Raw genomic sequence first — 19678 nt, forward strand, 5'->3', positions numbered from 1 at the left:
AGGTGCGAGGAGCGTGTCGAGCAGAACGGGAACAGGCAGGCGTTACCGCCCAAGCTCCATCCAGCGCAGGACCGGCTTCAGCGGTGCTATCCAGATCAGGCCGGTGAAAAGGTAGAACACCAGTTGCCCCAGCCAGTGCCAGCTGCCGACCATGTTCGAGAGGCTGACGATGGCGACGCACCACACCAGGATCAGGAGCAGGATGCCGAGCATGCCGACGGGTTTGCGCCAAGTTGGCGTCATGGCGTGATCCAGTCTGATTCGGTGGCGATGGCGTGGAGCGGGACGTCCCACGGGTCTGGAGTCAGCGTGTCGACTTCCTGCACCGACAACGCAACCCCGACGCGCCAGGCGTTCGGGTGGGCGAGGAAGGCGCGGTCGTAATAGCCGGCGCCTTGGCCGATCCGGTTGCCGCTGCGGTCGAAGCCTACGAGCGGCGTCAGGATGATGTCGGGTTCGAGTTCGGCGGCGTCTTCGGCGGGCTGGTGCAGCCCGAACGGTCCGGCGATCAGCGCTGCCTCGGTCGCCCAGGACAGGAAGCGCATCGGCAGCGAGCGGCGGACGACATGGGGCAGGGCGATGACGCATCCGGCATCGACGGCGGCGCGCGCAAAGGGAGAAGGGTCGGCCTCGCCACCGAACGGCACATAGGAGGCGACCGTCAATCCGGGTTTCAGCTGGTCAAGGAACGCCGACGGCACCGGCAGCTCGATCGGCGGGTGCGCTTCCCGCGCGGCGCGGAGCGAGGCTCTGAGCGCGCTCTTGTCGGTCATGCGGCGACCTTGGAAGATGGTGGTGTGGCGGGCCCACCATGGCCGTGTGCCGGGTTATCCACTGACGCACGGTACGTCAGGTGGGGACCATGTGCTTCGGACCAGGATCCTAACAGGGACAGCCCCCTATGGATGATGAATAGCCTCAGGGATAATAAAGGCTCGTACCGGGCAGAACCCGCCACCACCAATCTAGGCGTTCGGAGGGCTTAGCTCAAGGGCTTCCGCAAGCCCTTCGAGACGATCTGCGATCCGTGTGAGGGCGACCTCGCTCACGGCCGAGCCTTCGGGCGGGCGGTGCGCGGCTTCGTCAAGGTCGTCGGCGAGCATCAGCGCGACGAACAGCATCGCGCGTTCGGCGCTGAGGCCGCCGGCGGCACGGTCCGCGGTCGCCCAACGCTCCGCGACCATCGCGCCCAGGAGGCGGACACGGGATTCTTCGCCATCGCGGCAGGCTACGGCGTGCGGACGGCCGCCGATATCGAGCATGACCTGTGCCATCAGTTGGGGTTCCCACGAGTGATGACGTCGTCGAGCGCGGCGACCGCCTCGGCCATCCGCGCCTTGAGGGCGGCGTGACGCTTTGCGAGTGCGTCGCCGCTTTCGGCGCGCGCGGCAATGGCGGATTCGATTCGCGCGATCGCGGCGTCGATCCGGTCGACGGCAGTTGGTCCGTCGGAAGGTGTGTCTGACATGCAATGCGAGATAGCATGCACGGGGTGTGCGACAAGCCGGTTTCGCCACCGTGCTCCGCGATCCACGGTGTTGACAGGGCGCCCCACCGCCCCGCAAAGGCTGCGCGCCCGGAACGGACTCGCGGGCGTAGCGGAGAGACAGCAATGACGGTCAAGGTTGCGATCAACGGTTTCGGGCGCATCGGCCGTCTCGTCGCCCGTGCGGTACTCGAACAGTCGAACGGCGCACTCGAACTCGTCGCGATCAACGATCTCGGCGATGCCAAGTCGAACGCCTGGCTGTTCAAGCGCGACAGCGTGCACGGCAAGTATCCGGGCGAGGTTTCGGCCGAGGGCAACGAGTTGGTCGTCGACGGCAAGCGCATCCGCGTCACCGCCGAGCGTGACCCGGCGAACCTCCCGCACGCCGAACTGGGCGTCGACATCGTCCTCGAATGCACCGGCTTCTTCACCGACAAGGCGAGCTGCCAGAAGCATCTCGATGCCGGCGCGAAAAAGGTGCTGATCTCGGCACCGGGCAAGAACGTCGACCTGACCGTCGTCTACGGCGTCAACCACGACAAGCTGACCGCCGAGCACACGATCGTCTCGAACGCGTCGTGCACCACCAACTGCCTCGCGCCCGTCGCCAAGGTACTGAACGATGCGATCGGCATCGAGCGCGGCCTGATGACGACCGTGCACGCGTACACCAACGACCAGAAGATCCTCGATCAGATCCACCCGGATCTGCGTCGCGCACGCGCTGCGGCGATGTCGATGATCCCGACGACGACGGGGGCCGCGCGTGCGGTTGCCGAGGTGCTGCCGGAGCTCAAGGGCAAGCTCGACGGCTCAGCAATCCGCGTGCCGGTGCCGGACGTTTCGCTGATCGACCTGACCTTCACCCCGTCGCGCGATACGACGCGTGAAGAGGTGAATGCGGTACTGAAGGCGGCCTCCGAGAGCGGCCCGCTCGTCGGCGTACTCGACTGGTCGGACGAGCCGCTCGTCTCGATCGATCTCCAGCATACCCCGGCATCGTCGACGATCGACAGCCTGGAGACCGCGGTGATCGACGGCAAGCTGGTCCGCGTCGTCAGCTGGTACGACAACGAGTGGGGCTTCTCGAACCGGATGGTCGATACGGCCACGGCGATGGCGAAGTTCATCTAAGCTCGCGATCTATGCGTCCCCTATTCCGTTCGCTTCGAGCGCAGTCGAGAAGTCGTTTCCCGTGACAGATGGTGTCTCGACTGCGCTCGACACGAACGAAGAGGGGGCGGTGGCTCAGGCTCCGGCCCCAACGATGGCTGGCACGATAGCCGGCATCGCGCGCCACCCCCGCGCGAAAGCTCCGATGGAGGTCATCGACGATGTCGAGATCACCATCGAGGCTGGCCTACACGGCGACTTCCGCGGTCGCGTGAAGCCCGGTGGCAAGGGGCGGCGGCAGGTGACGTTGCTCGAACGCGGCGACTGGGACGCCGCGATGGCCGAAGTTGGGCGCGATATTCCGTGGTACGAACGGCGTGCCAATCTGCTCGTCGACGGCTTCGATCTTCCCCAGATACCCGGCACGCGGCTGCGCATCGGCGCGGACGTCGTGCTGGAGGTGACGCGCCACACCGATCCGTGCGACCGCATGGATGCACTGGCGCCAGGGTTGTTCGCCGCGCTGACGCCGGATTGGCGGGGCGGGGCCTGTACCCGAGTTTTGATGGGCGGCAGAATCGCCGTCGGTGATGAGATCAGGATCGAAGAACCATGACCAAGCCATTCAAGACGCTCGATGATATGGGCGATGTCCAGGGCAAGCGCGTGCTCGTTCGCGAAGACCTCAACGTGCCAATGGCCGAGGGTCGCGTCACCGACGATACCCGCCTCCGCGCCACCGTCGCGACGGTTGGCGAGCTTGCCGACAAGGGCGCGATCGTCCTCGTCCTCGCGCATTTCGGCCGTCCCAAGGGCGTACCGAGCCCCGAATTCTCGCTGTCGCAGGTCGTGAAGCCGTACAGCGAAGTACTCGGCCGCGAAGTCCGCTACATCGACTGGGAAGGGGCGGACGACGCCGTCGCTACGCTGGAGCCTGGCGATATCGCGGTTCTGGAGAACACGCGCTTCTTCGGCGGCGAGGAAACGAACGACGCGGCGGTGGTGACCCGGTTCGCGAGCCTCGGTGACCTGTACGTCAACGATGCCTTCTCCGCCGCACACCGCGCGCACGCCTCGACCGAGGGGCTCGCGCACGTCCTACCCGCCTATGCCGGCCGCGCGATGGAAGCCGAACTCGACGCGCTCCAGAAGGCACTTGGCGAGCCCGAGCATCCGGTCGCGGCGGTCGTCGGTGGCGCCAAGGTGTCGTCGAAGCTCGACGTTCTGCGGCATCTCGTCACCAAGGTAGATCATTTGATCATCGGCGGCGGCATGGCGAACACCTTCCTCGCGGCGCGCGGGGTCGATGTCGGTAAAAGCCTTTGCGAGCACGAGCTTGCGAGCGTTTGCGAACAGATCATGGAAGCGGCGGACAAGGCGAACTGCACCGTCCACCTGCCGTACGACGTGGTGGTCGCGAAGGAGTTCAAGCCGAACCCCGCCACGCGTACCGTCAACGTTCACGAGGTCGCCGCAGACGAGATGATCCTCGACGTCGGTCCCGCTGCGGTCGAGTCGCTCGGCGATGTCCTCAAGAACTGCCGAACGCTAGTCTGGAACGGCCCGCTCGGCGCGTTCGAGACGCCGCCGTTCGACAAGGCGACCGTTGCCCTCGCAAAGACTGCCGCAGCACTGACCGAAGGCGGATCGCTCGTCTCGGTCGCCGGCGGTGGCGATACGGTTGCGGCGCTCAACCATGCGGGCGTCGCGGACGCGTTCACGTTCGTCTCTACGGCAGGCGGCGCATTCCTCGAATGGATGGAAGGCAAGGACCTTCCCGGCGTCGCGGCGCTGACGCGTTAAGGCGCTGGTTCCCGCAGCAACGGGACCAGCAGGGTATTGAGTTCATTCAGGTCGAACGCGCCGGCTTTCGCATAGCGAACCACGCCGGCGCGATCGATGATGTAGTTGGTGGGGAGGGCGCCCATCACCGCGAACGGCCCCTTGATTCGCCGCGCCGACGGGATCGTCATCGCGGCGAACAGCGGCTTAAGCCTCGACGCGGGCAGCGAATCCTCCGTCGCCACCGCGAACACGCGCAGGCCGTTGTCCTTGCGAATGCGGTAATAGCTGTCGAGCAGCGGAAGCTCTGCCTTGCACGGCCCGCACCATGTCGCCCAAAAGTTCAAGACGACGACCTGCCCGTGCAGATCGGCACTGCGCACCTTGGTCCCGTTGATCAACGTCAGTTCGAACGGCGGCGCTTTCTCGCCGATCTTCACCGCGGCCGGTGCCGCGGATGCCGCCATGAGCAACGCGCATGCGATGACGCCCTGCAAAACCCTCATTGCCTGCCCCCCTGTTTTTGCCAGTCTCGGCGTCGCGCGCGTTCACGTCAATTGCGACGTCTGCGGTCGGGGCGGGGGTTGATCGATGATCCAGGCCGTCCTATGTTTAACATGTTAAACGGAGACTCGGATGCTCGGCGTCAGGCTCGATAGCGAACTCGAAGAGCGGCTTGCAGCGGTTGCGCGCACCCAAGGGCGCAGCAAGAGCGATATCGCACGCGAAGCCGTGCGACGCTATGTCGAACGCCACGACGAGGCATTCCTTGCGGAGGCACGGCGTCAGTCGCTCGCGGCGGCGGATCACGATAGGCAGGCAGGTGAAGAGGATTGGGACGCACTAATCGGGGCGCCCCCTGCATGAAATTCGTCCGCGGTATGATCGTCGTCGGCGCGGGCAAGGGCGATTTCTCTGGCAAGCCGCGCCCCTTTCTTGTCGTCCAATCAGACCTTTTTGCAGATCACGCGACGATTTCGCTGTGCCCGTTGACCAGCGTCATTAGCGGGACCAACCTGTTTCGCGTGTCGCTCGAGGCATCGGCGGAAACCGGCCTGTTTCGCGATAGCCAGATCCAGATCGACAAGGTTGATACGCTCGACCGCAACAAGATCGTCAAGATTATCGGTACCATACCCATCACCACCATGACCCGAGTCGACGACGCGCTGCGCCGCTGGCTCGAACTCTAAGACAGGATTTCAGCATGACCTCGACAATCACCCCGCAAATCAAAATGATTCTCGACAAATACGAGGCCACCAGTTCGGCGGTGAAGGCGAACCTCGCGCGCATCCTGATGCAGGGCAAGCTCGGCGGCACCGGCAAGCTCGTGATCCTGCCGGTCGACCAGGGCTTCGAGCATGGCCCGGCGCGCAGCTTCTCGGTCAATCCGGCGGCGTACGACCCGCATTACCATTATCAGTTGGCGATCGATGCCGGGCTCAGTGCCTATGCCGCGCCGCTCGGGATGCTCGAAGCGGGCGCGGATACGTTTGCGGGGCAGATCCCGACGATCTTGAAGTGCAACAGCTCGAACAGCTGGGCGACCTCGATCGACCAGGCGGTGACGGCGACCGTGTCGGACGCGGTGCGGCTCGGGTCCGCGGCGATCGGCTTCACGATCTACCCGGGCGCGGACCAGTTCTTCGACCTCGTCGAGGAAATCCGCGAGCTGAGCGAAGAGGCGAAGTCGGTCGGTATCGCGACGGTGATCTGGTCGTATCCGCGCGGCGGCGAGTTGACCAAGGACGGCGAGCTCGCTTTGGACGTCGGCGCCTATGCCGCGCACATCGCGGCGCTGCTCGGCGCGCACATCATCAAGACCAAGCTGCCGACCGCGCATATCGAGCAGAAGGAAGCTAAGCCGCTTTATGCAAACACCGATTGGTCGAAGCAGTCGGACCGCGTGAAGCACGTCGTCCAGTCGAGCTTTGCCGGGCGTCGCATCAACGTCTTCTCGGGCGGCGCGTCGAAGGGCGAGGACGCGATCTTCCAGGACGCGCGCGACATTCGCGACGGTGGCGGCAACGGCTCGATCATCGGCCGCAATACCTTCCAGCGCCCGCGCGACGAAGCGTTGGCGATGCTCGACCGGATCATCCGGATCTACAAGAACGAGGAATAAGCCTCGGTTGGCCTGCACGTCGCCCTGGTCATGCGCCGGGGTGACGTGGCGGGCATGAGCGGCTAGGGGGCGGACATGACCGAATTCGAAGATCCGCTGGGCCCGCTCGATCCCAATTTCGCCGAGAATTTCCGCCGCGACATGCGCCGGCCGGCTTGCCAGCTTTACCTGGTGTCGCCGCTGGATGTCGGTGGCGACTTCCCGGAGCGTCTCGCTCGGACGCTTGATGCTGGCCCCGTGGCTGCGTTCCAGTTCCGCGTGAAGGATATCGACCAGCATGCGGCGGCCGCGCTGGGCGAGCCTTTGCGGGCGATCTGTGCCGAGCGTGATGTCGCGTTTATCGTCAACGACGATATCGGGCTTGCGAAGCGGCTCGACGCGGACGGCGTGCATCTCGGGCAGGACGATGGCGATCCGCGTGAGGCGCGGGTTCAGCTTGGGCCCAATGCGCAGATCGGCGTGAGCTGTCATGGCAGCCGTCATCTGGCGATGGAAGCGGGCGAGGCCGGGGCCGACTACGTTGCGTTCGGGGCGTTCTATCCGACGACGACGAAGACGGTCGAGCATATGGCCGAGCCGGTTATCCTGTCGTGGTGGTCGACGCTGTTCGAGATGCCGTGCGTCGCGATCGGCGGGATTACGCCGGAGAATGCCGCGCCGCTGGTTGCTGCTGGTGCCGACTTCATTGCCGTGTCGAGCGCCGTTTGGGGTGGTGACGAGGTTGCTGCGATCAAGGCGTTCGGCGAGGTTCTCGCGAAGCGCTGAGCCGGTGGAAACAACCGTCGTCCCGACCGTTTGATGCAGCAGCGTAACGGTTTGGGATGATGGGCATGACGGCATTTGCGATGAAGGCTTCGGTTCTTGCGGCCTGCCTGCTGGGGGCCGCGTCTCCCGCATTGGCGCAGACAGCGTCGGCCAAGCCTGTGCCGATCGATCGCAACATCCTGCACGTACAGGTTATCCTCGACTATCTCGGCTTTGGGCCGGGCGTGCTCGACGGGCGCGGCGGGCAGTCGCTGGTGGCGGCGCTGAAGGGGTTCCAGGAGGCGAAGGGACTGCCGATCACTGGCAAGTCTGACGCGCGGACGTTGCAGGCGCTGTATCCGTACCGCGCCGCGCGGCCGACCGTGACGGTCGCGCTGACACCCGAGATGCTGGCGGGGCCGTTCGTCAATCCGTTCCCGAAGGATCCGGCCAAGCAGGCCGAACTCCCGTCGCTGGGCTACAAGACGGTGATGGAGAAGCTCGGCGAGATGTTCCACACGACGCCGGCGGTGATCGTCGCGCTGAACTCGCCGACGACGAAGCTGGCGCCGGGCACCAAGGTCGTGTTTCCGAACGCGCTGCCGACGTCGCGCGCGTATGATTCGAAGTTGAAGCCGGACTGGATCGCGACGCTCACGATGCTGAACGTCGATGCGAAGCAGCCGCAGGCGGATCATGTCGTGGTCGACAAGTCGGATGGCGTGCTGCGCGTGCTCGATGCGAACGACAAGCTGATCGCGCAATTCTCCGCGACGATGGGGTCGAGCCATGACCCGCTGCCGCTCGGCACGTGGACGATCAAGGGATCCGATTACAATCCGAAGTTCCACTTCAACCCGGCGCTGTTCTGGGATGCGAAGAAGGGGCAGCAGAAGGAGATGCTCCCGCCGGGGCCGAACGGTCCGGTCGGGGTCGTCTGGATGGATCTGTCGAAGGAGCATTACGGCATTCACGGTACGCCAAACCCCGAGACAATCGGACGTGCGGAGAGCCATGGTTGCATCCGCCTGACCAACTGGGATGCGGCGCGGTTGTCGATGATGATCAAGCCGGGGACCAAGGCCGTGTTCCAGGCCTGAGGCGATGACGCGGACGTTCTGGATCATTCTCGGGCTGATCGTGGTGGCGATCGGCGGATTTGCGTCGATGGTGTCGTTCGGGAGCAGCGGTAGCGGCATCGAGCGGCGGGTGCCTTGGCGTAAGTCGGTGCCTCCCGCCGAGGTCGCTGCCGTTACCGTGACGCCGGGGGCGCTGGCCGTTCCGGTGGCTGGCGTGTCGCGCAAAGCGATTGCCGACAGCTGGAACGATGCGCGGGGCGGCGGTCTGCGCAGTCATCACGGGACGGACATCATGGCACCGGGTGGCACGCGCGTCGTCGCGGCTGCACCGGGGCGGATCGAGAAGCTGTTCCAGAGCGGACTTGGCGGGATCACGCTGTACGTCCGCTCGCCCGACCGGCGCTGGACCTATTATTATGCGCACCTCGCGGGGTATGCGGCTGGCATCCGCGAGGGCATGGCGGTCAAGGCAGGTGATACGCTCGGCTATGTCGGCGACACCGGCGATGCGGGGGCAGGCAATTACCACCTCCATTTCGGGCTGACCAGGATGCAGCCGGGTGAGCGCTGGTGGCAGGGCGAGAACGTGAACCCCTACCCGCTGCTTGCCGGAACGGGGTCGTCCCGCTAAAGCCCGCCGCTTCGGGTTTCCGCAGAGTCATGCCCCAGGGCCAAGCTTCGCGGACGGCCCCTAGCTCTTTCCAGCAGGAATCGGTCATGAAGATCAACGCGGTCGAGATTCGTCCCGGCAACATTCTTGAATATGAGGGCGGCATCTGGCGCGCCGTCAAGATTCAGCACACCCAGCCTGGCAAGGGCGGTGCCTATATGCAGGTCGAGATGAAGAATCTCATCGACGGCCGCAAGAATAACACTCGCTTCCGCTCCGCCGAGAGCGTCGAGAAGGTGCGGCTCGAGACCGTCGACTTTCAGTTCCTGTTCCGCGAGGGCGACATGCTCACCTTCATGGACAAGGTCAATTACGAGCAGATCTCGCTCGACGCCGACATCCTGGGCGACGCCGCGGCGTTCCTGCAGGACGGTATGGACGTGGTGATGGAGCTCTGGGAAGAGCGGCCGATCTCGGTCCAGCTTCCCGACACGATCGAGGCGCTGATCGTCGAGGCGGATGCCGTCGTGAAGGGGCAGACTGCTTCGTCGAGCTACAAGCCTGCGGTGCTGGAGAACGGCGTGCGCGTGATGGTGCCGCCGCATATTGGTGCCGGCACGCGGATCGTGGTCGATGTCTACGAGCAGACCTACGTGCGTCGCGCGGACTGAAAACTGCTCCCCCTCCCGCAAGCGGGAGGGGGCCGGGGGGTGGGCACCCGCCCTCCATGGTACGCAACGACCTTGGCGCGAACAATTTCGATGCCGCGCGACGCTGATAGCGCGAGCCCACCCCCGGCCCCTCCCGCTTGCGGGGGGGGGGAGATAGAATACCATGCCCAGCCATTCAGGCATCATGACCGTCATCGAGCGCGCCGCCCGCAAGGCCGCGCCGCGCCTGCGCCGTGACTTCAACGAGGTCCAGCAGCTCCAGGTGAGCCGCAAGGGTCCAGCCGACTTCGTCAGCCAGGCCGACCAGCGCGCCGAGCAGACGATCTTCGAAGAACTCAGCCACGCCCGTCCCGATTGGGGCATGCTCATGGAGGAGCGCGGCGAGGTCGAGGGCGATCCGAACAAGCCGCGCTTTATCGTCGATCCCCTGGATGGGACGTCGAACTTCCTCCATGGCATCCCGCATTTCTGCATCTCGATCGCGGTCGAGGAGCCGATGCCGAACGGCAAGCGTGAGGTCACGACTGCGCTCGTGTATCAGCCGCTGACCGACGAGAGCTTCTGGGCCGAGAAGGGCCGGGGCGCTTGGCTCACCGACCAGCGCCTGCGCGTGTCGTCGCGCCGCGATCTGTCCGAATCGCTGATTGCGACGGGGATCCCGTTCCTGGGGCATGGCGACTTCGCGCAGTGGAGCCGGATTTTCGGCGCGGTTGCGCCTGAGGTTGCTGGGATCCGTCGTCTTGGTGCTGCTGCTTTAGATCTGGCTTGGCTTGCGGCCGGGCGTTTCGACGGGTTCTGGGAATCGAACCTGAAGCCTTGGGACGTCGCAGCGGGCATGCTGCTGGTAAAGGAAGCCGGTGGTTTCGTTACCGACTTCCGTGGCGGCGATCGCGCGATGGAGCGTAATGAGTTCCTTGCTGCGAACGATGCGCTTCACTCGCGGTTGCATAAGCTGGTGGCCGGCGCGCTGCGCTAAGGCGAATGCACGATCCTCCCCCGCAAGGGGGAGGTGGCTGGCGTTTGCCAGTCGGAGGGGGAGGTAAGGGCAACCTCTGTTCCGCGTCCTCCCCCTCCGCCACCTTCGGTGCCACCTCCGCCTGGCGGGGGAGGATCGTGAGGTCGGACGGCGTCAGCGCGCAGTCTGTCATGCCGGCTTGTTCCGGCATCCACTCGCGCAAAACATCTTTCGTCGTCTGTTTGCGGTGCCGGGGGACCTCGGAACTACTCGGTGTATCCCTAGAGTCCAAGTCAGCTTGTCTCTCCGCGAAGGCGGGGATCCAGACTGGGCTCCCGCCTTCGCGGGAGAACAAGGAGGAGGGGGTCGCTCTTCGAACGCGGCGTCGTCTTTGCTTCTTAGGGAGGCGCCGAACGCGTTCGAGGTGACGGATCGGTATCGGCGACGTCATGGAGCGCCAACGCTCGTGCGCGCCAAGTAACGCATGTTTCCCGCCACCCCCATCCCTCCACTTGCGAGTGATTCTCACACCCTCCACGCCTTGCCCATCACCCCCCATCGGCCTAAAGCGGCCCCGTTCCGTTCGCACTTGCGAGAAGCAATTTGGTCGACCTGTCGCACTACCTTCCGATCCTCCTGTTCCTCGGGATCGCCATCGCATTGTCGAGCACGTTCGTGTTCCTGCCGATAGCCGTCTCGCGCCTCACGGGGTCACACAAGCCTACGCCTGAGAAGCTCAGCGAATACGAGTGCGGCTTTCCCGCATTCGAGGATCCGCGGAGCCAGTTCGACGTGCGCTTCTACCTGATCGCCATCCTCTTCATCATCTTCGATCTCGAGGCCGCGTTCCTGTATCCCTGGGCCGTCTCGGTCTTCACGCTCGGCTGGACCGCGTGGATTTCGATGATGATCTTTATCGGCGAATTGGCCCTTGGCCTCGTCTACGCATGGAAGAAGGGAGCACTCGATTGGGAGTAGAGCTTCAGCCCGCACCCGGTTCGCCCAGTTCGCTGGTGCCACCCGACCAGGGCTTTTTCGACGGATTGAACGGTGAACTGACGGACAAGGGTTTCCTCGTCACGTCGACCGAGGAGCTGTTCCAGTGGGCCCGCACCGGCTCGCTGTGGTGGATGACGTTCGGGCTCGCATGCTGCGCGGTCGAGATGATCCACGTCAACATGCCGCGCTACGATCTCGAGCGCTTCGGCGCCGCACCGCGCGCGTCCCCGCGCCAGTCGGACGTGATGATTGTCGCCGGTACGCTGTGCAACAAGATGGCCCCGGCACTCCGCAAGGTCTACGACCAGATGTCCGAGCCGAAGTACGTGATCTCGATGGGATCGTGCGCGAACGGCGGCGGCTATTATCACTACAGCTACAGCGTCGTGCGTGGCTGCGATCGGATCGTGCCCGTGGACATCTACGTCCCCGGGTGCCCGCCGACGGCTGAGGCATTGCTGTACGGCATCATGCAGCTGCAGCGGAAGATCCGGCGGTCCGGGAGCATCGAGCGTTGAGGGCTCCCGCACCAGCGTACACGTCGAATGACGGCGTGATCGACAGCGCCCGCGCGGCGCTTGGCGGCATGCTGCTCGACGCGGTCGACCATGTCGGCGAAGTCGCGCTGCACGTTCGTCGCGAAGACCTGTACGACGCGATGATCGCGCTACGCGATACGCCGGGGCTTGCCTACCAGCAGCTCATGGAGATCGCCGGCGTCGACTATCCGGATCGCGCAGAGCGGTTCGAGGTCGTCTATTGCATGCTGTCGCTGACGCGGAATCACCGTCTGCGCGTGCATGTCGCGACCGACGAGGAAAAGCCGGTGCCGTCGGTGACGGATATCTGGCCGGTCGCCGGTTGGCTCGAGCGCGAAGTGTACGACATGTACGGCGTGTTGTTCAGCGGCAATCCGGACCTGCGCCGCATCCTGACCGATTACGGCTTCCGCGGTCATCCGCAGCGCAAGGACTTCCCGCTGACCGGGTATGTCGAGCTGCGCTATTCGGAAGAGTCGAAGCGCGTCGTGTACGAGCCCGTTCAGCTTGCGCAGGACTTCCGCACGTTCGATTTCATGAGCCCATGGGAGGGCGCGAATTACGTGCTCCCCGGCGACGAGAAGGGCGCATTGCCCGAGGCCAAGGGTGCGCCGACGCCGCTCAAGGCCGACACGATCGTTAAGGCGGACGCGGCGCAGTCGCCTACCCAGGCGCCTGCCGCGCCGAGCGAGCCTTATGGTAAGAAGGACGTCAAGCATTCCGGTCAAAGTGGTGCTGGCGAGCCTGATCCGGGCAACCAGAAGCAGGACAAGCCCGTGGAGTCGGATGTGATCCCGAGCAAGGGTGTCAACGGAACCGGGGGACAGAACCAGTGAGCCTCTATGTCGAAGAGCTTCTGGGTGAAGCCGACGCAGCCGATCCCACGACCGGCGACGTCACGATCCAGAACTACACGATCAACTTCGGTCCGCAGCATCCGGCCGCGCACGGTGTGCTCCGTCTGGTCATGGAGCTCGACGGCGAGATCGTCGAGCGTGTCGACCCGCATGTCGGCCTGCTTCATCGCGGCACCGAGAAGCTGATCGAATACAAGACCTACACGCAGGCGCTGCCGTATTTCGATCGTCTCGATTACTGCTCGCCTTTGTGCATGGAGCATAGCTGGGTGCTGGCGGTCGAGAAGCTGCTCGATCTCGAAGTGCCCGAGCGTGCGCAGTATCTGCGGGTATTCTTCGCTGAGCTGACGCGCATCTCGAACCATATGCTCAATCTGGGCTCTCACGTCATGGACGTCGGCGCGATGACGCCGAACCTGTGGCTGTTCGAGATCCGCGAAGACTGCATGAACTTCTTCGAGCGTGTCTCCGGTGCGCGCATGCATTCGAACTATTTCCGTCCTGGTGGCGTGCATCAGGATGCGCCGTTGAAGCTGCTCACCGACATCGGCGACTGGCTCGACACGCGCCTGCCGCGGTTGTTCGAGGATGCGATCAGCCTCGTCGCGGACAACCGCATCTTCAAGCAGCGCAACGTCGACATCGCCGTGGTCAGCCGCGACGACGCGATCAAATGGGGCTTTTCCGGTCCGATGATCCGCGGCTCGGGTATCGCCTGGGATCTGCGCAAGTCGCAGCCTTATGACGTGTACGCCAAGATGGACTTCGAGGTGCCGGTCGGCACGCGTGGCGATTGCTATGACCGGTTCATGGTGCGCGTCGAGGAAGTGCGTCAGTCTGCGCGGATCATGAAGCAGTGCCTGCGCGACATGCCGGAGGGGCCGATCGCGTCGCTCGACCGCAAGGTCGTGCCGCCCAAGCGTGGCGAGATGAAGCAGTCGATGGAAGCGCTGATCCATCACTTCAAGCTCTATACCGAGGGCTTCCACGTGCCCGCCGGCGACGTCTATGTCGCGACCGAGAGCCCCAAGGGCGAGTTCGGCGTGTATCTGGTCGCCGATGGCTCGAACAAGCCGTACCGCTGCAAGATCCGCCCGACCGCGTTCTCGCATCTGCAAGCCATGGACTTCATGGCGAAGGGCCACATGCTGGCGGATACGACCGCGATCCTCGGCGCGATGGATATCGTTTTTGGTGAATGTGACCGCTGATGGCTGAAGCTCCGAAAATTCCCGACGAGGCCGAGACCCGCGCCCGCTGGGGTTCGTTCGCGTGGACGGACGAGAACCAGGTGAAGGCGAACGAGATCCTCGGGCGCTATCCCAAGGGTCGCGAGCAGTCGGCGTCGATCCCGCTGCTTGATCTGGCGCAGCGCCAGGTCGGTGCGGAAACGCAGACGCAGGGCTGGTTGCCGGTGCCGGTAATCGAGTTCGTCGCGCGTCAGATCAGCGTGCCGTACATGCGCGTGTACGAGGTCGTGACCTTCTACACGATGTTCAATCTCGCGCCGGTCGGTCGCTTCCACGTCCAGGTCTGCGGCACGACGCCGTGCATGCTGCGTGGGTCGGACGACGTTCTGGCCGCCTGCAAGAACCGCGGGCTGGTCAAGGGCGGCACGACTCCGGACGGCATGTTCACGCTGACCGAGGTCGAGTGCCTGGGCACGTGCGCGAATGCGCCGATGGTGCAGATCAACGACGATAACTTCGAAGATCTCGATTACGACAAGACGACCGAGATCCTCGAGGCGCTGGCCAATGGCGGGCACCCGACGCCGGGGCCGCAATTCGGTCGTCGCGCAAGCTGCCCCGAGGGCGGCGCGACCTCGCTGAAGGCGATGGTCGACGCGAACCACGATTACCGGGGGGAGTGGGCCTGATGCTCGCCGACAAGGACCGCATCTTCACCAACGTCTACGGTTTCCAGCCGTGGAACATCGACGCGGCGATCATGCGCGGCGATTGGGACAACACCAAGGACCTGATGGCGCTCGGCCAGGACGCGATCATCGACGTGATGAAGGCGTCTGGTCTGCGTGGCCGTGGCGGTGCGGGCTTCCCGACCGGCACCAAATGGTCGTTCATGCCGAAGGAGCCGAAGCCCGACCGGCCGAACTTCCTCGTCATCAACGCCGATGAATCCGAGCCGGGCAGCTGCAAGGATCGCGAGATCATTCGCCACGATCCGCACAAGCTGATCGAGGGCGCACTGATCGCCGGGTTCGCGATGCGCGCGCGCGCCGCGTACATCTACATCCGCGGCGAATATATCCGCGAGGCCGAGACGCTGTTCGCAGCCGTTGCCGAGGCATACGATCGCGGCTTCATCGGCAAGAATGCATGTGGGTCGGGCTACGACTTCGACGTGTTCGTGCATCGTGGCGCGGGCGCGTACATCTGCGGCGAAGAGACCGCGATGTTGGAGAGCCTCGAGGGCAAGAAGGGCCAGCCGCGGCTGAAGCCACCTTTCCCGGCGGGGGCCGGTCTTTATGGCTGCCCGACGACGGTCAACAACGTCGAGTCGATCGCGGTCGCGCCGACGATCCTTCGACGTGGCGCGGCATGGTTCTCCAGCTTTGGCGCGGAGAACAACCGCGGGACGAAGCTGTTCCAGATCAGCGGCCATGTGAACAAGCCCTGCGTGGTCGAGGAGGAGATGAGCATCTCGTTCCGCGACCTGATCGAGACGCATTGCGGCGGGATCCGTGGCGGCTGGGACAATTTGCTCGCGGTGATCCCCGGTGGCTCTTCGGTGCCGCTTGTGCCCGCCGCGCAGATCATGGACTGCGCGATGGACTTCGACGGCCTGAAGGCTGTCGGCTCGGGCCTCGGCACCGCGGCGATCATCGTCATGGACAAGTCGACCGACATCGTCCGCGCGATCAGCCGCATCTCGTACTTCTACAAGCATGAGAGCTGCGGTCAGTGCACGCCGTGCCGCGAAGGCACCGGCTGGATGTGGCGCGTGATGGAGCGGATGCGCACCGGCGACGCCGAACTGTCCGAGATCGACATGCTCCAGCAGGTCACCAAGCAGGTCGAGGGTCACTCGATCTGCGCGCTCGGCGACGCCGCTGCTTGGCCGATCCAGGGCCTGATCAAGCATTTCCGCCCCGAGATGGAGCGCCGTATCCGTGAGCGCGGTGGCGACACCGCGCCGATGATGGAAGCCGCAGAGTAATGCCCTTAGTCAAAGTCGATGGCGTAGAGATCGAGGTGCCGCAGGGCGCCACCGTGCTGCAGGCGTGCGAGCTTGCCGGCAAGGAGATTCCGCGTTTCTGTTATCATGAGCGGCTGAGCATCGCCGGTAATTGCCGGATGTGCCTCGTTGAGGTGAAGCCTGGTCCGCCCAAGCCGCAGGCGTCGTGCGCGCTGCCGGCGGCGGACAAGCAGGAGATCTTCACCAACTCGCCGATGGTCAAGAATGCCCGCGAGGGCATCATGGAATTCCTGCTGATCAACCATCCGCTCGATTGCCCGATCTGCGATCAGGGCGGCGAGTGCGATCTTCAGGACCAGTCGGTCGCGTATGGTCGCGGTCATTCGCGCTACGACGAGAACAAGCGCGCGGTCACCGAGAAGTATATGGGCCCGATCGTCAAGACGGTCATGACCCGCTGCATCCAGTGCACGCGCTGCATCCGGTTTGCCGAGGAAGTGTCCGGCGTCGAGGAGATCGGTGCGATCTTCCGCGGCGAGGACATGCAGATCACCTCGTATCTCGAGAATGCGGTCAAGAGCGAACTGTCGGGCAACGTCGTCGATCTGTGCCCGGTCGGTGCGCTGACGTCGAAGCCGTATGCGTTCGAGGCGCGTCCTTGGGAATTGCGCAAGACGCTGACGATCGACGTGATGGACGCGGTCGGCACCAACATCCGGCTCGACAGCCGTGGTCGCCAGGTGCTGCGCTGCGTGCCGCGGATCAACGAGGACGTGAACGAGGAGTGGGCGACCGACAAGACGCGCCATGCGATCGACGGCCTTGTCCGTCGTCGTCTCGACAAGCCTTATGTGCGGGTGAACGGCAAGCTGGTTCCCGCGACGTGGGACGAAGCGTTTGCAGCGATCAAGGCGGTGAACGCCGGGTCCAGCGTTGCGGCTGTCGCTGGCGATCTGGTCGATTGCGAGACGATGTACGCCGCCAAGGCGCTGCTCGCGAAGATGGGGTCGAGCCTGCTCGAAGGCCGTCAGACCGGCATGGACTATGACGCGACCAGCATCGCCGCGGTCAATTTCAACACGACGATCGCGGGCACCGAGCGTGCCGACGCGATCCTGCTGGTGGGCACCAACCTGCGCTGGGAAGCGCCGCTGGTGAACACGCGGGTGCGCAAGGCCATCAAGAAGGGCGCAAAGGTCTTTGCGATCGGACCGGAGACGGACCTGACGTACAAGGTCGAGTGGCTCGGCGACGATCTGGCGCTGCTGGGTAACCTGCCTGAGGCGGTGACCGAAGCATTCGGCAAGGCCGAGCGTCCGATGGTGATTGTCGGTGGCGGCACGCTGAAGGGTGGCCATGCGGCTGCGTTGAAGCTGGTCGACACGCTCGGTCTTGTGAAGGCGGACTGGAACGGCTTCAACGTCGTCCACATGGCCGCCTCGCGGATGGGCGGGCTGATGCTCGGTTATGCGCAGAAGGGCGGGATCGCCGACGTGATGGGGGCGAAGCTCGGCTTCTTCCTCGGCGCGGACGAGGTCGATTATTCGAAGTTCGCCGGCTTCAAGGTGTTCGTGGGGCATCACGGCGACAAGGGTGCGGCAGCTGCCGACGTCATCCTGCCGGGCGTCACCTATGCCGAGAAGTCGGGCACGTGGGTCAATCTCGAGGGCCGTGTCCAGCGCGGCGAGCGTGCGGTGTTCGCGCCCGGCGATGCGCGCGACGACTGGTCGATCTTCCGCGCTCTGTCCGACACGCTCGGCCATACGCTGCCGTTCGACAGTTTCGAGGGGCTGCGCGAGGAAATGTACGCAGACGTGCCTGCGTTGCGTCATCAGGCGCTCGCGACGTTCGATTGGAATCCGCCTTCGCTCAACGGTGCAGGTGAGGGTGTCCTCGCCGGCTATCCGATCAAGGACTTCTACCTGACCAACGCGATCTGCCGTGCGTCGCCGACGATGCAGCGCTGCTCGGCCGAACTTCTCCACGGAGAAGACTACGCGGAGGCAGCCGAATGATCTCCTGGTTCGAATCCTCGCTCGGTTACGACTGGGCGTTCTTCCTCGCGACGATCATCGACATCCTCGTGATCGCGCTGCCGCTGATGCTCGCGGTGGCGATGATCATCTATGCCGACCGCAAGATCTGGGCGGCAATGGCGCTGCGACGCGGTCCCAACGTCGTCGGTCCGTTCGGCCTGTTGCAGAGCTTTGCCGACGGTCTGAAGGTGTTCCTGCAGGAGACGATCGTCCCCGCAGCCGCCAACCGGACGCTGTTCCTGCTGGCACCGATCATCACCTTTACGGTCGCGCTGATCGTCTGGGCGGTGGTGCCGTTCGGCGTCGGCGTCGTGCTCGCGGACATCAACGTCGGGCTGCTCTACGTGCTCGCGGCCTCGTCGCTCGGCGTGTACGGGATCATTCTGTCGGGCTGGGCGTCGAACTCGAAATACCCGTTCTATTCGGCGCTTCGTGCGGCCGCGCAGATGGTGTCGTATGAGGTCGCGATCGGCTTCATCCTGATTTCGGTCGTGCTGTGGACCGGCAGCTTCAACCTGTCAGCGATCGTGATGGCGCAGAAATCGCACGTCTGGTTCTTCAACGGGTATATACTCAACCCGCTGATGTTCCCGATGGCGGTGATGTTCTTTATCTCGTCGCTGGCCGAGACGCAGCGCGCGCCGTTCGATCTGACCGAGGCGGAGAGCGAGCTCGTCGCCGGCTACCAGACCGAATATTCGTCGATGTCGTTCGCGCTGTTCTGGCTCGGCGAGTATGCCAACGTGCTGCTGATGTGCGCGCTCAACGCGACGCTGTTCTGGGGCGGGTGGCTGCCACCGGTCGACTGGGCGCCGCTGTACTACGTGCCGGGGATCATCTGGCTGTTCGCCAAGATCCTGTTCTTCTTCTTCCTGTTCAGCTGGGTGAAGGCGACCGTGCCGCGTTATCGCTACGATCAGCTGATGCGGCTCGGCTGGAAGGTCTTCCTCCCCGTCTCGCTGTTCTGGGTTTTCCTCGTGTCGGGCTATCTCATGCTGACGCGCGTTGGAGTGGGTTCATGAGCGTCGCTCAGATCATCAAGTCGTTTACCCTGTGGGAATTCGTGAAGGCGCACGCGTTGACGCTTCGCTATTTCTTTAAGGAGAAGGCGACGATCAACTATCCGTACGAGCGCAATCCGGTATCGCCGCGGTTCCGGGGCGAGCATGCGCTGCGTCGTTATCCGAACGGCGAAGAGCGGTGCATCGCGTGCAAGCTTTGCGAGGCCGTGTGCCCCGCGCAGGCGATCACGATCGAGGCCGAGCCGCGTGACGATGGGTCACGCCGCACCACGCGCTACGACATCGACATGACCAAGTGCATTTACTGCGGCCTGTGTGCCGAGGCGTGCCCGGTCGATGCGATCGTCGAGGGGCCGAACTACGAGTTCGCGACCGAGACGCGCGAAGAGCTGATCTACGACAAGTCGAAGCTGCTCGATAATGGCGACCGTTGGGAAAGCGCGATCGCGGCGAACCTTGCCGCCGATGCGCCGTACCGTTAATGGCGCGCTCATT

The 19678-nt window shown here is 64.4% G+C and carries 25 protein-coding genes; 20 read left to right on the plus strand and 5 right to left on the minus strand.

Translation table 11 applies throughout. From position 1 onward, the window contains the following. Positions 1-42: 42 nt before the first annotated feature. The 4 genes from C8J39_RS08490 to C8J39_RS08505 all read right to left on the minus strand — a co-directional run bounded on the left by C8J39_RS08490 (position 43) and on the right by C8J39_RS08505 (position 1468). Entirely contained in the window at positions 43-243 is a 201-nt protein-coding gene (locus C8J39_RS08490; protein WP_120300068.1) for a DUF2842 domain-containing protein, read from the minus strand. Beyond that, complete coding sequence (locus tag C8J39_RS08495) at positions 240-773, minus strand: 5-formyltetrahydrofolate cyclo-ligase (RefSeq protein ID WP_120300069.1); 534 nt, start codon at positions 771-773, stop codon at positions 240-242. The genes C8J39_RS08490 and C8J39_RS08495 overlap by 4 nt, the downstream gene beginning before the upstream one ends. 192 nt (positions 774-965) lie before the next feature. Continuing rightward, positions 966-1274 (minus strand): cell division protein ZapA, encoded by a 309-nt coding sequence (locus C8J39_RS08500; RefSeq protein WP_120300070.1) that lies wholly within the window; start codon positions 1272-1274, stop codon positions 966-968. After that, positions 1274-1468 (minus strand): hypothetical protein, encoded by a 195-nt coding sequence (locus tag C8J39_RS08505; RefSeq protein ID WP_183037959.1) that lies wholly within the window; start codon positions 1466-1468, stop codon positions 1274-1276. Before C8J39_RS08505 ends, C8J39_RS08500 begins: the two co-directional genes overlap by 1 nt. A 144-nt stretch (positions 1469-1612) precedes the next feature. Between C8J39_RS08505 and gap the strand changes: the two genes are divergently transcribed. From gap to C8J39_RS08520, 3 genes are all read left to right on the plus strand, one after another. Continuing rightward, complete coding sequence (gene gap, locus C8J39_RS08510; RefSeq protein ID WP_056048489.1) at positions 1613-2623, plus strand: type I glyceraldehyde-3-phosphate dehydrogenase; 1011 nt, start codon at positions 1613-1615, stop codon at positions 2621-2623. 61 nt (positions 2624-2684) lie between these two features. Further along, complete coding sequence (locus C8J39_RS08515; RefSeq protein ID WP_404969323.1) at positions 2685-3218, plus strand: MOSC domain-containing protein; 534 nt, start codon at positions 2685-2687, stop codon at positions 3216-3218. Beyond that, on the plus strand, positions 3215-4405 hold the full coding sequence (locus C8J39_RS08520; RefSeq protein ID WP_120300071.1) for a phosphoglycerate kinase: 1191 nt from the start codon (positions 3215-3217) through the stop codon (positions 4403-4405). Before C8J39_RS08515 ends, C8J39_RS08520 begins: the two co-directional genes overlap by 4 nt. Here C8J39_RS08520 and C8J39_RS08525 read toward each other — a convergent pair. Then, positions 4402-4890 carry a TlpA disulfide reductase family protein gene (locus C8J39_RS08525; protein ID WP_120300072.1) on the minus strand — a complete coding sequence of 163 codons (489 nt, stop codon included), beginning with the start codon at positions 4888-4890 and terminating at the stop codon, positions 4402-4404. The two genes, C8J39_RS08520 and C8J39_RS08525, sit on opposite strands and share 4 nt — an antisense overlap. A gap of 130 nt (positions 4891-5020) precedes the next feature. Here C8J39_RS08525 and C8J39_RS08530 point away from each other — a divergent pair, with 130 nt between their 5' ends. From C8J39_RS08530 to nuoI, 17 genes are all read left to right on the plus strand, one after another. After that, positions 5021-5251, plus strand: coding sequence for a ribbon-helix-helix protein, CopG family (locus tag C8J39_RS08530; protein ID WP_056482291.1), 231 nt, complete (start codon positions 5021-5023; stop codon positions 5249-5251). After that, positions 5248-5577 carry a type II toxin-antitoxin system PemK/MazF family toxin gene (locus tag C8J39_RS08535; RefSeq protein WP_259457517.1) on the plus strand — a complete coding sequence of 110 codons (330 nt, stop codon included), beginning with the start codon at positions 5248-5250 and terminating at the stop codon, positions 5575-5577. Before C8J39_RS08530 ends, C8J39_RS08535 begins: the two co-directional genes overlap by 4 nt. Positions 5578-5591: 14 nt before the next feature. Beyond that, the gene (locus tag C8J39_RS08540; RefSeq protein WP_120300073.1) at positions 5592-6512 is read left to right on the plus strand and encodes a class I fructose-bisphosphate aldolase; all 921 of its coding nucleotides are present in this window, start codon (positions 5592-5594) and stop codon (positions 6510-6512) included. A 75-nt stretch (positions 6513-6587) separates the two neighbouring features. After that, complete coding sequence (gene thiE, locus C8J39_RS08545; RefSeq protein WP_120300074.1) at positions 6588-7277, plus strand: thiamine phosphate synthase; 690 nt, start codon at positions 6588-6590, stop codon at positions 7275-7277. A 65-nt stretch (positions 7278-7342) separates the two neighbouring features. Next, positions 7343-8356, plus strand: a complete 1014-nt coding sequence (locus tag C8J39_RS08550) for a L,D-transpeptidase (protein WP_243649810.1) — start codon at positions 7343-7345, stop codon at positions 8354-8356. Between the two features lie 4 nt (positions 8357-8360). Then, a complete protein-coding gene (locus C8J39_RS08555; protein ID WP_120300075.1) occupies positions 8361-8966 on the plus strand; it encodes a M23 family metallopeptidase in 606 nt (201 codons plus the stop codon). A gap of 86 nt (positions 8967-9052) precedes the next feature. After that, positions 9053-9616: an elongation factor P gene (gene efp, locus C8J39_RS08560; RefSeq protein WP_056058307.1), complete on the plus strand. Its 564-nt coding sequence runs from the start codon at positions 9053-9055 to the stop codon at positions 9614-9616. Positions 9617-9779: 163 nt separating this feature from the next. Further along, on the plus strand, positions 9780-10592 hold the full coding sequence (locus C8J39_RS08565; protein ID WP_056048515.1) for an inositol monophosphatase family protein: 813 nt from the start codon (positions 9780-9782) through the stop codon (positions 10590-10592). Positions 10593-11174: 582 nt separating this feature from the next. Beyond that, entirely contained in the window at positions 11175-11549 is a 375-nt protein-coding gene (locus C8J39_RS08570; protein ID WP_120300076.1) for an NADH-quinone oxidoreductase subunit A, read from the plus strand. Further along, positions 11540-12088 carry an NADH-quinone oxidoreductase subunit B family protein gene (locus C8J39_RS08575; protein ID WP_056058310.1) on the plus strand — a complete coding sequence of 183 codons (549 nt, stop codon included), beginning with the start codon at positions 11540-11542 and terminating at the stop codon, positions 12086-12088. The genes C8J39_RS08570 and C8J39_RS08575 overlap by 10 nt, the downstream gene beginning before the upstream one ends. Then, entirely contained in the window at positions 12085-12945 is an 861-nt protein-coding gene (locus tag C8J39_RS08580; RefSeq protein WP_120300077.1) for an NADH-quinone oxidoreductase subunit C, read from the plus strand. Before C8J39_RS08575 ends, C8J39_RS08580 begins: the two co-directional genes overlap by 4 nt. A gap of 20 nt (positions 12946-12965) precedes the next feature. Next, positions 12966-14177: an NADH-quinone oxidoreductase subunit D gene (locus tag C8J39_RS08585; protein WP_404969332.1), complete on the plus strand. Its 1212-nt coding sequence runs from the start codon at positions 12966-12968 to the stop codon at positions 14175-14177. Further along, positions 14177-14845 (plus strand): NAD(P)H-dependent oxidoreductase subunit E, encoded by a 669-nt coding sequence (locus tag C8J39_RS08590; protein WP_120300079.1) that lies wholly within the window; start codon positions 14177-14179, stop codon positions 14843-14845. The genes C8J39_RS08585 and C8J39_RS08590 overlap by 1 nt, the downstream gene beginning before the upstream one ends. Beyond that, positions 14845-16146 (plus strand): NADH-quinone oxidoreductase subunit NuoF, encoded by a 1302-nt coding sequence (gene nuoF / locus C8J39_RS08595; RefSeq protein WP_056050371.1) that lies wholly within the window; start codon positions 14845-14847, stop codon positions 16144-16146. Before C8J39_RS08590 ends, nuoF begins: the two co-directional genes overlap by 1 nt. After that, positions 16146-18140, plus strand: a complete 1995-nt coding sequence (nuoG, locus tag C8J39_RS08600) for an NADH-quinone oxidoreductase subunit NuoG (RefSeq protein ID WP_120300080.1) — start codon at positions 16146-16148, stop codon at positions 18138-18140. Before nuoF ends, nuoG begins: the two co-directional genes overlap by 1 nt. Continuing rightward, positions 18137-19183, plus strand: a complete 1047-nt coding sequence (nuoH, locus tag C8J39_RS08605; RefSeq protein ID WP_056058320.1) for an NADH-quinone oxidoreductase subunit NuoH — start codon at positions 18137-18139, stop codon at positions 19181-19183. The genes nuoG and nuoH overlap by 4 nt, the downstream gene beginning before the upstream one ends. Next, entirely contained in the window at positions 19180-19665 is a 486-nt protein-coding gene (nuoI, locus tag C8J39_RS08610; protein WP_055877898.1) for an NADH-quinone oxidoreductase subunit NuoI, read from the plus strand. Before nuoH ends, nuoI begins: the two co-directional genes overlap by 4 nt. The last annotated feature ends 13 nt before the right edge of the window (positions 19666-19678 follow it).

The sequence above is a fragment of the Sphingomonas sp. PP-CC-1A-547 genome (genome assembly GCF_003610375.1).
GTDB lineage: Bacteria > Pseudomonadota > Alphaproteobacteria > Sphingomonadales > Sphingomonadaceae > Sphingomonas.